We start from the raw sequence: 14,208 nt of genomic DNA, 5'->3' as shown, positions 1-14,208 counted from the left end.
CGCGACCAAAATGGTCCGGTTCTTTTTCATTTATTCCTCTTAAAAGATTATTCGTTTTTCGGAGGAGGAGGCTCTGTGCCTTCCTCATGATCTCCATTTTCATCACCATCACCAGGCGCCGTGCCGGAACCATCAGGATTTTTATTCTCGCCTTCACCAGAGGGATCCTTTGGTTTTTCCTCTACTGGAGGTGTAGTTACCTCTTGTTCTTTTTCTGGCGGCTTTCCAAGCTGAATGATATTGGATGGAGGAGATTCTTTGCCTGCAATATCAACTGCAGTTATATAATATTCGCCATTCGCTGCACTAAATGATAACGAATGCCCAGCGGAAATACTGCTTACTTTCTTTGCTCCGCCTTCTGTCTTTTGGTAGACACGGTATCCGATTACATCTCCTTCAGGGTGTTTGCTCCATGTAATAAGGGAATCTTTTCCGCTGATACTTGGTGCACCAGGATTTTTACCATTTTCCGATAGCTTTGACTCTGCAACAAGAAGATTTCCCCATCTGTCTAATCTAGGTATTAATTTTGTCGTATCCTTTATTGGGATTCCATATTTATCCTCAAAGTATTTTGGACTTAATAAAACGCCAGAGGATGTAAACTCTTCAGGAGTACTCGCCAATGCCATATAGCGATTTTCCCCTATTTGAACATATCTTCCATCCGCAAAGCTGTCATCAGAGCCGGAAGGGACAAATTTTGCGTTATACCAATCTGATTCAACGAGACCGGCTTTTGAACAAGCATCTGTTGGAAGAAGACCAGATGCTGCACAATAGGATCTGCGGACGATTCCTCCAGGCATTTGGAATTGTTTTTCAGGGTCCACTATACTTGGGGCTACATCATAAGCAGCATTCATTAAGTGTGCCCATAAATAAATAGTACGCGGACTATGGTGAATCCCTTTGTAACGAAGCTCTAATGCCTTTGGTGTATCATATCCAGTCCAGACACCGAAGCTAACGTTTGGATTGACAGCTACAAACCAAGTATCCTTTAAATCCTGGCCTGTTCCAGTTTTTCCAGCCCAATCTGAGCTGAACTTTAACCGGCTTTTTAACGAATTAGCTGTCCCGCTTTTCACAACATCTCTCATCATATCAATGGTTAACCAAGCGGTTTGTGGGCTAAATACTTCAACTGGTTTTGCCTCATGCTGATAAAGAATATTTCCGGAATTATCAACGATTTTTTCAATGATATAACTATCAATAAATTTTCCGCCATTGGCAAATGTACCGAAAGCATTGACGTTTTCTTCAACAGTGACACCGTTTGTTATCCCTCCAAGAGCGAGAGAAGGATTTTGATAGTCGCTTTCTATAACGGATGTGAAACCCATTTTCTCTAGATATTGTGCTGGACGTTGATTCATAATTGTTTTGTACGTCAGCATGGCTGGTACATTATAAGACATCTTTAATGCATGGCGGGCTGACACTAATCCGCTGTAACGCTTATCATAGTTGGTCGGATAAGGAACACCCGGCTTAGCAGGATTAAGGTACACAGGGACATCAGGTATGACTGTCCCTGGTGCAACAGCACCAAGCTCCAGAGCGGGAGCATAAACAACTAATGGTTTCATTGTCGAACCGTTCGGTCTTAATGTATCAGTAGCATGGTTTAGCTGCTTTGTTTCATAATCTCTTCCTCCAACAAAAGAAAGGATCTTTCCGGTACTGTTTTCAATCAGAACCGCACCAAGTTGAACAGGTTCAATTACTTCTTTCGTTTCTCCGGTTTCTGGATCTTTGACCATTTCTACTTTATCACTGCCATAGTATTGATAGCTATCTTTAGCCGCTTGCATGGCATCATATATTTCCTTGTTTATCGTCGTATGAATTTGATAGCCATTCTGCCTTAAATTTCGGTCAGCGAGAATTTTGTACTCATTTTTAAGCTCACTATCCTCGTTTAAATCCACTTCATCATAGCCATCTTTTTCCGCTAAAATAAGAGACATTACTTCTACTGCACGTTTTTCGATTTCCATTGTTAAATATGGATATTTTTCAACTGAACTTTCAACACGTGGGATGAAATCCTTCGTAATATCATAGGCAACTGCCTCATTATATTGTTTCTGATCTATTCTTCCATCATCAAACATTCTTTGCAGAACGGTTTTCATCCTTGTTAATCCAGGCTCCATCCCTTCTGGGGACTTTAGTTCTCCCCCTTGTGTATAAGGGGTATAACCGAATGGACTTTGCGGAAGACCTGCAATAAACGCCGCTTGTGGAAGGTTTAATTCCTTTGCATTCACGCCAAATAACCCTTTTGATGCTGACTGGACACCAGCAATGTTTCTGCCAGAGGAGTTTCTTCCGAATGTTGAAACATTTAAGTAGGCTTCTAAAATTTCTTTCTTATCAAAGAATTTTTCAAGACGAAGAGCAAGCAGGATTTCCTTCGCTTTCCGTTCAAAAGATACTTCATTTGTTAACAATTGATTCTTAATTAATTGCTGTGTGAGCGTACTTCCTCCAGATTGGACAGAGGAATTTGTAACTTCTTGGAAAATGGCACGCATAATAGCTTTAGGCACGACGCCATCATGCTCATAAAAATATTCATCTTCCGTAGCGATGACAGCATCAATGATGTGCTGGGAAACATCTTCTAGTTTGACTTCTTCACGCTCTAAATCGGTCCGAAGCTTACCGAGATATACATTATCAGAAAAATATAATTCGGATGTTTCTTCATAGTTGTAAATATCCTTTTTCATGTTTTCATATGGCCGTATTTGCTCATCTTTCACGAGAGAGGCAAAATAGCCAGCACCAACGCCGCCAGCAAACGATCCCCCAAGAACGATTAAGATAATGAATAACAAGACAAGATTCCATGTTACTTGTAAGGTAATGCTGGCACCCTTCGTCGTTTTTTTATTTGTAAAAATAGAAAGCCATGATTTCAATTTATCCAAAAGGTTCCGGTTTTCTTTCATTCAATCATCCCCCTAAAATCACATACATTATAGCATAAACTGGCATACTATTATCTCAAGGTTCGCTTTTTTTCAGAAATTCCCTTCTTTTCTTTGTCGAAAGAAATGAGTGTTAAGTTTCAATATTTAAGTATATTTCATTGTTACTCATGTTGACATTTGATTGGTGTATATGATAAAAATGATGCTATATCCTAAAAAAATATTTTATAAGCATTGACGGGATTCTAAGTAGTGCTTCTATCTCTGTTTCAGAAAGCTGACGGCTGCTGCGAGTCAGTACATGTAGAAGGATGAATTACCTCCCTGAGCTTTCACTGTCAACTTGCATTCGCAATAGTAGCAGTGGACGGTAATCCGTTATCATGTAAGAGTGGAGGATTTATATGTCCTCAATTTGGGTGGTACCGCGCAAATAAATATGCGTCCCTGCATTTAAGCAGGGGCGCTTTTTTGTTTTTAGGAAAGATTCATGCATTAAAAAATATAAGTGGAGGTACTTTATATGAATTTACTTGAAGATTTGCAATGGAGAGGCATTGTCTACCAGCAAACAGATGCAGAGGGAATGAAGGAAACGCTTGAAAAGGAGAAAATATCCTTATACTGCGGAATGGATCCAACCGGTGACAGCATGCATATTGGACACCTGCTGCCATTCCTTACATTAAGAAGATTTCAAAACCATGGCCACCGCCCGATTGTTCTTGTTGGCGGTGCGACAGGATTAATTGGTGACCCAAAAGCAACAGAAGAAAGAACCTTGCAAACGATTGAAACTGTTCAGCATAATGTTCAATGTTTAACTGAACAACTTAAAACAATTTTTGATTTTGACGGTGAGAATGGTGCGATCATGGTAAATAACTATGATTGGACGTCAGAGATGAATATGATTACATTCCTAAGAGATTACGGGAAGCATATCGGAATCAATTATATGCTGGCAAAGGACACGATAGCGAGCCGGTTAGAAACGGGAATCTCGTTCACAGAATTTGCTTATACGATTATGCAAGGAATGGATTTCAAGCATTTATACGAGAATCATCAGTGTAAATTGCAAATTGGCGGCAGTGACCAATGGGGAAATATTACGACTGGTCTTGAGCTTATCCGCAAAATGGTTGGGGAAGGCTCAAAAGCATACGGCATGACAATCCCGCTTGTGACAAAAGCAGATGGAACGAAATTCGGCAAGACAGAAAGTGGAGCAGTTTGGTTAGATCCCGAGAAAACAACTCCTTATGAGTTCTACCAATTCTGGATTAATGCTGCAGATGCCGATGTGATTAAATATTTAAAATACTTCACATTCCTTTCTAAAGAAGAGATTGAAGCACTAGAACAATCTGTTCAAGAAGAGGCACATCTTCGCAAAGCACAAAAAGCGCTTGCTGAGGAAATGACTCGTATGATTCACGGGGAAGAAGCATTAAATCAGGCGATAAAAATCTCTGAGGCGCTTTTCAGTGGAGAGATTAGAAATCTTTCAGCCTCTGAAATTAAACAAGGATTTAAAGATGTTCCATCTTATGAGCATACAACAGGTGAAGAGATCAATATCGTTGAACTTCTTGTTGAGGCTAAAATTTCCCCGTCCAAACGCCAAGCGCGGGAAGATGTTGGAAATGGGGCTGTTTATGTGAATGGAGAACGTGTAACAGAACTTGAATATGTTCTTTCTGAAAAGGACCGGATTGAGGGGCAATTTACTGTCATTCGACGCGGGAAAAAGAAATATTTCTTAATTAAATACTAATTAGTAAAGCCTTCCTTTAGTGGAGGGCTTTATTTATGAAAAAAAGACCCGCCGATAACGGCAGGTCCATTAGAAAAACTATTAACGAGAATAGAATTCTACGATTAGTGATTCGTTAATTTCAGCAGGAAGTTCAGAACGCTCAGGTAAACGAGTGAAAGTTCCTTCTAATTTATCAGCATCGAAAGTTACGAAGTCAGGAACGAAGTTGTTTACTTCGATTGCTTCTTTAACGATGTCAAGATTGCGAGATTTTTCGCGAAGTGTAATTGTTTGACCAGGTGCTACGCGGTATGATGGGATATCAACACGACGTCCATCAACCATGATGTGTCCGTGGTTTACAATTTGACGAGCTTGGCGACGAGTACGAGCAAGACCTAAACGATAAACTACGTTATCAAGACGTGATTCTAAAAGAATCATGAAGTTTTCACCGTGCTTACCAGCCATTTTGCCAGCTTTATCAAATAAGTTACGGAATTGGCGCTCATTTACACCATACATATGACGAAGCTTTTGCTTCTCTTGTAATTGTAATCCGTACTCAGATAATTTTTTGCGTTGGTTTGGACCATGTTGTCCAGGAGCGTAAGGACGCTTTTCTAATTCTTTACCAGTACCGCTTAGTGAAATACCAAGACGACGTGATAATTTCCAGCTTGGGCCAGTATAACGAGCCATGAATGACTCCTCCTTTAATGTTTTTATTTTGTAAAATAAAAACAGATGCACGCAACTTTCATGTCCATTTTGTTTTCATGTACCTTCGCCCCAGCAGCAGGGGGTTACACAGTACCCCATCATCGCAATTTACGTGATAAATTCGATTGAGGAACAAAATGAGAGCATCAAGGCGCTCACATAGGCTGCAATATTTTACACAAAGAGTATTATATAATTATTTAGGATTAAAAGTCAAGGTGTATTTCCTCGTGTGAAAAAGTGAGTATCAAACTTTTTTACTATTCCCCACTTTAAATATGATATAATAACTATAGATGTGAACATATAATAAAGAGTGGTTTTATATGAAAGAATCGTTGAAAGAAAAACGTATCCGGTTTGTATTAATCGGTTTTTTTGTTTTTTTAGTTATTTGCGGGTTTTTATACCGCTTTGAAATGCGGGAAACTAGAGATAACGACTATTCTCCTTTAGCCCTTGTTTTAAAAAAAAGTGCTGATATGAATGACAATCCAAATATAGTTCTATATGAATATAAAAACAGCAAACATATATTAGCTGCCTATGAAATTGAAAGAATGAATAGGTATAAGTTTAATACGCTGCATGTAATTGAATTGGAAGAAGCCCCCGAACAAATTTCGCCTGACAGGACAGCTGAAGGAATATGGGTTAAAGCTAATAGGAAGTGGACGTATTATTCACAAAGTTTACATGAAGAAGATAGACCACCTGAGAATAGAATAACGGATTCTTCTTCTGGAACCCCTTACAGCTATGATGACAAGAAAGCAATTTTAACTATTAATAACAATCATTCTATCGTCTTGGAGAAAGGTGAGAAGCCAACAGGATTATTATCTTTATCCTATGATGGATCGGTATGGCTCGTCATTACAGAAAGAAATATAAAAATAGCTGCGATTGATACGAAATAGACAAAAATATGCGAGAAATTTCAGATAAATATATATATAATAGATTATGAAAGAATATGCAATTTTCGTTTCGTAGCAATAGGGAATAGTTATTACTAATAGGTGATGATTAAAGATGGAACAGCTTGAACAAAAATTGATAATGAAATTAAAAAGTCATTTTTTAGATATCATGGATATAGAAAATGGCTTATTACATTTTGATGAAATTTTAAAATCCATGCTTCATTTGATAAAAGATTTAACTGGAGCTACGGACGCTACTTTTTTCAGCGTGAATGAGTGGAACAAGCAATTACTAATGGAAGCATCAACCATTATAGATAAAAAGCCATCTGTCATTCCACCTTCCTTATCGGATTTAAATTGCCAAAGAACAGTCATAAGACAAGTGCTTCCTGGATTTGAAGAATATAATCTTATTCTGCTATTTAAAATGAATCAAGGCTGTGTTGCGCTAAAAGGAGATAATCAAACCTTCAGCCAATTTTCTGATGAAATCCTTGAAAAAATAAGTGGAGAATGTGCGCGATTTTTACATACTGCCCGATATTTCGTGAAAACAATTTTAGAAGAAAGAAGATATAAGCAGCTCTATCGAGTAACGGAGAAATTCCATTCCTCTATGAATATGGATGACGTATTGGGAGAAATCATCAATACATTACAGGAAGTGTACCCAACCTTTACTTATTATCTTCTCCTATCACATGATAATAATAAGCTTGAAGATTTGCCGATTAAGGATTTAGAATATGATAGTGAAAATATTGCTGCCATGCAGGCATATGTAACAGGTGTCCCTCAATTTGAAGATTCCCTTCAAGAAAAAAGGTCGGTGTTGTATGCACCTCTAAAAGGAAAGCAGGGAGTATACGGGGTGCTGCAGGTGATCGCTCCGAATACAATTGTCTTTCCAACTAATGAGGTTGAGTTCATCACCTTATTGGCAAATACAGCAGGGACAGCACTCGAAAATGCGCAGCTTTATCAGCAATCAAAGCGCTTAATTAAGGATCTTCAGCTAATTAATGAAACGTCCCATCGACTTAACTCGAATTTACGATTAACTGAAACGATGGCATTTATTACTGAACAGATTATTCAATCATTCAATGCAGAAGAAGTCGGATTTATTTTGTTTTCGAAGGATTATAAAGAATTAAAAGTATTACAAGGAAGTACCGGCTTTTTTCAGCATATAGATGCGATACCTTATATTGAATTTATAAAAGGCAAAGTAGAAGTTGATGAAGAAGCACTTTTTATAGGGGACTTTAATTTAGAAGACGAAAGTAAACCTGCATACTATAAGTCAATTATGGCGGTCCCTATGACTCAGTCAGGCGTCCTTAAGGGCATCGCACTAGTTATGCATCATTCACCATACCATTTCTCTTTTGAAACGTTTAAACTGCTGCAATCACTTGTACACCATTCTACACTTGCAGTTACTAACTCAATACTAAGAGAAGAGCTTGAGAAAATGGTTGTCACAGACCACTTAACAAAACTATATTCTCGAAGCTATCTGGATGACAAAATTCACCAATCCATGAATGAAGACCATGAGGGAACTTTCATGATGATTGATATTGACAATTTTAAATTGATAAATGATACGTTTGGCCATCAAGTTGGTGACGATGTAATCATTCAGGTTGCTAACCTCATTAATGCAAACATAAGAGGTTCAGATATTGGTGCAAGATGGGGCGGCGAAGAGCTGGCAATTTACTTGCCAGGTGTATCTTTAACAGCTGGCCTAGTAATAGCAGAAAGGCTTGTAAAAAGAGTATCTGAAAGCACAGAGCCACAAGTGACGATTTCATGTGGTGTTTCACATTGGAATAGAGGACGTCATGATTCATACCCAACATTATTTAAGCGCGCTGATAAAGCGCTTTATATAGCAAAGCAGTCTGGCAAAAATAAGGTCATTGTTCAAGAACATGAAGATCGTAGTAAATAAGACTGGGCCAATCGCTCTGAAAGTGATTGGTCCTTATTTTTTGTAATAGAAATTATATAATCGGATGATGTGTTCATGATAACGAGTAGATCTGCGTTCAGCTCTACAAGGAATGCTTCGACAATGATTACATGCACGAGTAATAAGCGGTTGCTTATAGGAGTAGCGTCTACCCTCAACGTAAAGGACGTACTAGTGTCACAATGCAATTTTGATCAATTCTTCCAAAAAGGTAAAGGACAACCTTTCCGAGAGGCTCATCGTGTGCTTGTCGGGTATGATCAAGGCGCTTACACACTTGTTCTTACAAATTACTTTCCAAATAGTTGGAATTATCATATGATAATAACGTAAATATTTTTTTGTGAATAATTGAAAGCGTTTACAAAGAGGGGGATATGAATAATGACAGAAACCAATCCAACAAAAATTGAAACAAAAGTTATTCATGAAGGATATAATTCGGAAAAATATAGTGGCAGTTTGGCACCGCCCTTATTTCAAACATCAACCTTTACATTCGAAACAGCTGAGCAAGGAGAAAGACGCTTTGCTGGAGAAGAAGAAGGCTATATATACTCAAGACTTGGCAATCCAACAGTGACCATGCTTGAGGAAAGAATGGCTGCTCTAGAAAATGGAGAAGCAGCTCTAGCGTTTAGTTCGGGGATGGCAGGTGTGTCAGCCATCCTGCTTGGATTAACGAAAACAGGTGATCATATTTTATGCTCACAAGGAGTATATGGCTGCACCTTTGGATTATTAGAGATGATGAATGAAAAATATAATATTAGCCACGATTTTTCGGCTATGGAATCAAGAGAGCAATTATTACAAGCAATTCGTCCAGAAACAGTTTGTATTTATGTGGAAACACCTATTAACCCTACAATGAAACTAGTAGATTTACAAATGATTGCGGAAGTTGGAAGAGATAAAGGAATCCCGGTTGTGGTGGATAATACCTTCTGTTCCCCATACTTGCAAAACCCAATCACGCTTGGATGTGATGTCGTTATCCATAGTGCGACGAAATATATATGCGGCCATGGCGATGTGATCGCAGGCATAGCCGTTGGAAAAAAAGAGTTCATTGGGAGAATAGCGCTCACAACACAGAAGGATATCGGAGGTGTCATTTCTCCATTTGATGCCTGGCTTTTGCTTCGTGGGTTAAAAACGCTGGCGGTAAGAATGGATCGTCATTGTGAGAATGCTGAAAAGCTAGCTGGTTTTCTAATAAGCCATCCGAAAGTATCCAAGGTATTTTATCCTGGGGATGAACAAAATCCAGATTTTCCGATTGCACAAAAGCAAATGAGGAAGCCTGGTGGATTAATTTCCTTTACGCTAAACGGAAATAAGACAACAGCACAAGCACTTATGAATGAACTTAATCTCATTAAAATTGCCGTCAGCCTTGGAGATGCAGAAACATTAATTCAGCACCCAGCAACGATGACACATGCAGTAGTACCGAAAGAATCCAGAGAGAGAATGGGAATTGATGATACACTCCTCAGATTATCCGTAGGTCTGGAGTCTTGGGAGGATATACGAAGCGATCTAGAGGAAGCATTAAACAAAATTTAACGAAAAGAGGGGGCAGTGATTAAAAATCATTGCCTCTTATGGCTAATCAGAATGTATATCCATACATTCTGAACGTATAAAAAAACTAAGACATTTGCCGAAAGGCCTGGCGAATGTCTTAGTTTTTACTAGAGAAATGAATCTATAGAAACTTTATTAAAACATCAACAAACTCTTCTAATTTCTGCTGGTCAAGCTCGTCGAAACGGTTTTTTTCAGGTGAATCAATATCTAAAACGCCGATCAGCTGGCCATTTTTCATAAGCGGAACAACAATCTCTGATTGCGATGAAGCATCACAGGCGATGTGCCCAGGGAACAGATTTACATCCTCCACACGTATAGTTTCTGCTAATTTAGCAGAAGTTCCGCAAACTCCTCTTCCGAGAGGAATCCTAACACAAGCAGGAAGTCCTTGAAAGGGACCTAGTACAAGTTCCTTGTCCTCGAGCAGATAAAATCCCACCCAGTTGATCCGATCTAGAAAAAGATTTAAAAGGGCTGATGCATTACTTAAATTGGCTATTCGGTTCGACTCGCCTTCCATTAATGCAGCTAGCTGTTTTATGACTAAAGTGTAATTTTCCTCACGAGTCCCTTTATAGGCTTCGACATTAAACATATAAAAATCACCTAACTTTCTAAAATATTATTTAGATTATAGCAAAACTAGAAGAAATAGGTGAAACTTTGTCGAGAATTATATAAAGGAAAAGGCTAATTTAACAAGAATGTCTATATAATAACGAATATTGTTGAACTATTTTGCGATAAAAATGGCGACTTAAGATTATCAAGGCCCCGGATAAAATGTGAAAGTGGTGGTTGTATGAAAGGGAATGCCAAAGAAGCAATTGTTCGTGCATCAATTAATTTGTTTAATGTGAATGGGTTTCATGGAACATCTATTAGGGATATTGCGAAAAAAGCCAAGGTAAATCCAGCTAATATTGCCTACTATTTTGATAGTAAGCATGGTTTGCTAGAGCATTGTTTTACAATCTTTTTTGAGAGATACGTGAAGGAGATAGAAAACGGATATGGATTCCTTGAACAAGGAGCAGCCCTTTCTTTAAAAAAAATAGTGGAGAACATCATGATATATCAGTTTGAAAATATTCATTTAACGAGATTAATTTTGCGGGAAATATCATTGGATACGCAAATTGTACGTGAGATTATGTCTACTTATTTAATGAAGGAAAGATTTTATATTAATAAAGTAATTGAGCGAGGAATGAAAGCAAAGGAGTTTCGCCATTCAATGCCTGATTACATTACTTTACAGCTTAAAGGTCTTTTGAACATGCCGTTTTTAAATACACATTATATGAATGAAGTGCTTCATGTTCGTCCGAATGAGCGGTATTTTGCTGAGAAGTATTTAATAGAGGTTTATAAATGGATTGATGGTGTACTATGTCAAAGCGAATACGACAGAGCCTATTTAGCAGTGAATTAAATGTGGAAAAGGAATCCGCTATTGGTTCCCCTTCCACAATGGCATCATACTAAGGCCTTGTCCCAGTTCCTTCATTTGATGTGCATCAGAACCGTAAACGAGGGGGATTTTCAGGTTTATCGCTTCTTCAGCTACCCAGTCAGGGGGATATGCCTCTTTACAGAGGGGCTTGGAAAATCCAGCTCCGTTATAGTCAATTTCATAGCCTTTAATCTTGATAGCCTTTAATATTTCCATTATTTCATTTGTAAAAGCCTTTTTTACAGGATACTTTTTTTGGAATTTTTTCACTAATGTCATATGTCCAATACGCTTTGGTTTATATGGACCTAAATTACAATTAATAGATTGGAGCAAGGTTTTGAAATAAGCGCGATATACGTTCTCAGTAGCTCCGTATACTTCAACCATTTGGCCGAAAGCTTCCGGTGAATAATCAATGCAAGCATACTGGCTTCCAAATTTTAAAAAATGAACAGAGAGGATCGCATCATCTAAATATTTGCCGTATTGATCAAGCAGTTGTGTAGTCTCCTGTTCAAAGCCTTCGATAAAATCAACCTCCAGCCCCGTATTAATTTTTATTTTTCCACTGTAAAGAGACTTAACCTTGTTAATCTTGTCAAAATAGCTTTCCAATTGTTCAATGTCCATTGAACTGTCTTGTTCAGGGGTAGGATCAATAAATCCTGGTGGCAATGGGGCGTGCTCAGTAAAAGAAATTTCTTGAAAACCTAATGAAAGAGCCTTTTCGACATATGCTTCTAATGTATCCTTCGTGCCATGTGGACAAAATGGGGTATGGATATGGCCATCTTTTATCATATATCTTTCCACCTGCCTTAAATAAGTTGATAAAAACGAAGTGAAATATTTGAAAATTTGTACAATAAAAAGATAAAATGTTTAAGTGAATATGCTTTTTCACAATAATTTAGATAAAAAAATGAAATAAATAGTCAAAAAATGTCGTTTACATGGTATCATAAAAACATTGAACTGAACATGATAATAAATATTTACATAGATCATCATATATTGGCTCGGAACAGAACAGGGGGCTTTAAAAAGTGGAATGGATTATTGGCGTTATCGTCATTCTTATCGGCTTATTTTTAACAGGATTTATATTAAAGAAAAAATACTTTAAAGAAATTGATCGGCTTGAAGCATGGAAGATGGATATTGTGAATCGCCCTGTTCTCGAAGAAATGTCAAAGGTAAAGCAATTGAATATGACAGGCCAAACAGAGGAGTTATTTGAGCGCTGGCGAACAGAATGGGATGATATTGTTACAGCACAATTGCCAAATGTTGAAGAGTATTTATTTGATGCCGAGGAATTTATCGATAAATATCGTTTTAATAAAGCAAAGCAAGTACAGGGAGAAATTGATAAGTACTTAACAGAAATTGAAGAGAACATAAAGAAATTATTAAATGAACTAAATGATCTCGTAGGCAGTGAGGAGAAAAACAGAACGGAAATTGAAGAACTAAAAGACATCTACCGTGAGAATAAAAAAACACTGCTTGCCCACCGTCATACATATGGAAAAGCAGCAGATATACTTGAAAAGCAATTAGATGAGTCATTTGCGAAGTTTCAAGATTTTAATGAGAAAACAGAGAGCGGAAACTATTTAGAAGCAAGAGAGATTGTTTTAACCATACAGGCAGAATTAGATCATGTGAAAGAGAAAATGGAAGTCATCCCGAGTTTTATGGTTGAATGCTTCTCGAAAATTCCTGCACAACTAAAAGAATTAAAAGATGGGTATAAAGATATGCTAGAGCAAGGATTTATTCTTGATCATATTCAGTTAGAGAAAGAAACAGAGAGGTTAGAAGAATCCATCAAGGGCTATGCGATATTGATTGAACAGACAGAAATTACGGATGTTCAAAAAGGAATCAGTGACGTGAAAGATAGTATTGATTTATTATACGATCTTCTTGAAGAGGAAGTACATTCAAGGCATTTTATTGACAAACAAGATGAAGTAACTAGAAATATGCTGTTTACAAACAGGGAAATTAATAAACAATTGAAGAATGAGCTTGAAATCGTTCGTCAAAGCTATCATGTATCAGATAAGGATATAGAAGTTCAGACACAGCTCGAAAAAAGATTAACACAGCTTGTTAAAAGGTTCGAAGTGCTTGAACATAAAATTGTCAGTCAAACGACTGCACACTCTATCCTAAAAGCAGAACTTGACGAAATTAGAAGTCAGCTTGAAGAAGTGGAGGATGAACATGCTTCATTTGCTGAAAAGCTGCAGATGCTCAGAAAAGATGAAATGAGTGCCCGAGAAAAGGTAAAGGAACTCAGAAAGAAAATGGCTGAAACGGTTAGACGTGTTTCAAAAAGCAATGTCCCAGGCTTGCCGCAGGATTATAAATATTTAATGCAGGACGCAAAAGAAAGTATTGAAAATGTAATCGCCAAGCTCGAGGAGCAGCCGCTAAATATTCAAACAATCCAGCAGTATTTAGAAGTAGCTGTGTTAACAGTAGAAAAAGTAGTTAACACAACAGATGAAATGATTGAAACGATCGTTCTTGTGGAAAAGGTCATTCAATATGGGAATAGATATCGAAGCAGATACCCGTCTGTTGAAAAAGGATTACTTGAAGCGGAAAGCTTATTTAGAGGATATGATTACAGAACAGCATTGGAGCAAGCGGCAACTACTATAGAAGAAATTGATCCAGGTGCAATAAAAAGAATAGAAGAATTAACAAGTGAACAGTAAGCAAAGAGTCCGCCAATTTAGTTTAGGCGGACTCTTTTTTGTATATTTTACTCTATTTAAAAAAGG

At 37.6% G+C, this 14,208-nt stretch carries 10 protein-coding genes and 1 other annotated feature; of the genes, 6 read left to right on the top strand and 4 right to left on the bottom strand.

Annotated elements, in window-relative coordinates; genetic code table 11:
* Positions 1-47: 47 nt before the first annotated feature.
* Complete coding sequence (locus tag AN957_RS21040; protein WP_056686023.1) at positions 48-2,969, bottom strand: transglycosylase domain-containing protein; 2,922 nt, start codon at positions 2,967-2,969, stop codon at positions 48-50.
* A 207-nt stretch (positions 2,970-3,176) separates the two neighbouring features.
* Positions 3,177-3,403: a binding site (T-box leader), on the top strand.
* A gap of 71 nt (positions 3,404-3,474) precedes the next feature.
* On the opposite strand from AN957_RS21040, the gene tyrS reads away from it, so the two are divergent.
* The gene (tyrS, locus tag AN957_RS21035) at positions 3,475-4,731 is read left to right on the top strand and encodes a tyrosine--tRNA ligase (protein WP_053477325.1); all 1,257 of its coding nucleotides are present in this window, start codon (positions 3,475-3,477) and stop codon (positions 4,729-4,731) included.
* A gap of 81 nt (positions 4,732-4,812) precedes the next feature.
* Here tyrS and rpsD read toward each other — a convergent pair whose 3' ends face one another.
* Positions 4,813-5,415 carry a 30S ribosomal protein S4 gene (gene rpsD / locus AN957_RS21030; protein WP_056686020.1) on the bottom strand — a complete coding sequence of 201 codons (603 nt, stop codon included), beginning with the start codon at positions 5,413-5,415 and terminating at the stop codon, positions 4,813-4,815.
* A gap of 347 nt (positions 5,416-5,762) precedes the next feature.
* Between rpsD and AN957_RS21025 the strand changes: the two genes are divergently transcribed.
* The 3 genes from AN957_RS21025 (at position 5,763) to megL (ending at position 9,921) form a co-directional block, all read left to right on the top strand.
* Positions 5,763-6,356: a hypothetical protein gene (locus AN957_RS21025; protein WP_053477323.1), complete on the top strand. Its 594-nt coding sequence runs from the start codon at positions 5,763-5,765 to the stop codon at positions 6,354-6,356.
* A gap of 115 nt (positions 6,357-6,471) precedes the next feature.
* Entirely contained in the window at positions 6,472-8,328 is a 1,857-nt protein-coding gene (locus AN957_RS21020) for a sensor domain-containing diguanylate cyclase (RefSeq protein ID WP_056686017.1), read from the top strand.
* A gap of 405 nt (positions 8,329-8,733) precedes the next feature.
* Positions 8,734-9,921, top strand: coding sequence for a methionine gamma-lyase (gene megL / locus AN957_RS21010; protein ID WP_056686011.1), 1,188 nt, complete (start codon positions 8,734-8,736; stop codon positions 9,919-9,921).
* A 142-nt stretch (positions 9,922-10,063) separates the two neighbouring features.
* Here megL and AN957_RS21005 read toward each other — a convergent pair whose 3' ends face one another.
* Positions 10,064-10,543 (bottom strand): GAF domain-containing protein, encoded by a 480-nt coding sequence (locus tag AN957_RS21005; RefSeq protein ID WP_053477320.1) that lies wholly within the window; start codon positions 10,541-10,543, stop codon positions 10,064-10,066.
* 207 nt (positions 10,544-10,750) lie between these two features.
* On the opposite strand from AN957_RS21005, the gene refZ reads away from it, so the two are divergent.
* Positions 10,751-11,383, top strand: a complete 633-nt coding sequence (gene refZ / locus AN957_RS21000) for a forespore capture DNA-binding protein RefZ (protein WP_053477319.1) — start codon at positions 10,751-10,753, stop codon at positions 11,381-11,383.
* 18 nt (positions 11,384-11,401) lie between these two features.
* Here the strand turns inward: refZ and hisJ are convergent, their stop codons facing one another.
* Positions 11,402-12,208 (bottom strand): histidinol-phosphatase HisJ, encoded by an 807-nt coding sequence (hisJ, locus tag AN957_RS20995; RefSeq protein WP_053477318.1) that lies wholly within the window; start codon positions 12,206-12,208, stop codon positions 11,402-11,404.
* A gap of 245 nt (positions 12,209-12,453) precedes the next feature.
* Here hisJ and ezrA point away from each other — a divergent pair, with 245 nt between their 5' ends.
* The gene (gene ezrA / locus AN957_RS20990) at positions 12,454-14,142 is read left to right on the top strand and encodes a septation ring formation regulator EzrA (RefSeq protein WP_053477317.1); all 1,689 of its coding nucleotides are present in this window, start codon (positions 12,454-12,456) and stop codon (positions 14,140-14,142) included.
* The last annotated feature ends 66 nt before the right edge of the window (positions 14,143-14,208 follow it).

This window comes from Cytobacillus solani (genome assembly GCF_001420595.1).
GTDB classification, from domain to species: Bacteria; Bacillota; Bacilli; order Bacillales; family Cytobacillaceae; genus Cytobacillus; species Cytobacillus solani.
The sequence above is the reverse complement of the archived record's forward strand: the minus strand, read 5'-3'. Positions and strand labels throughout refer to the sequence as shown.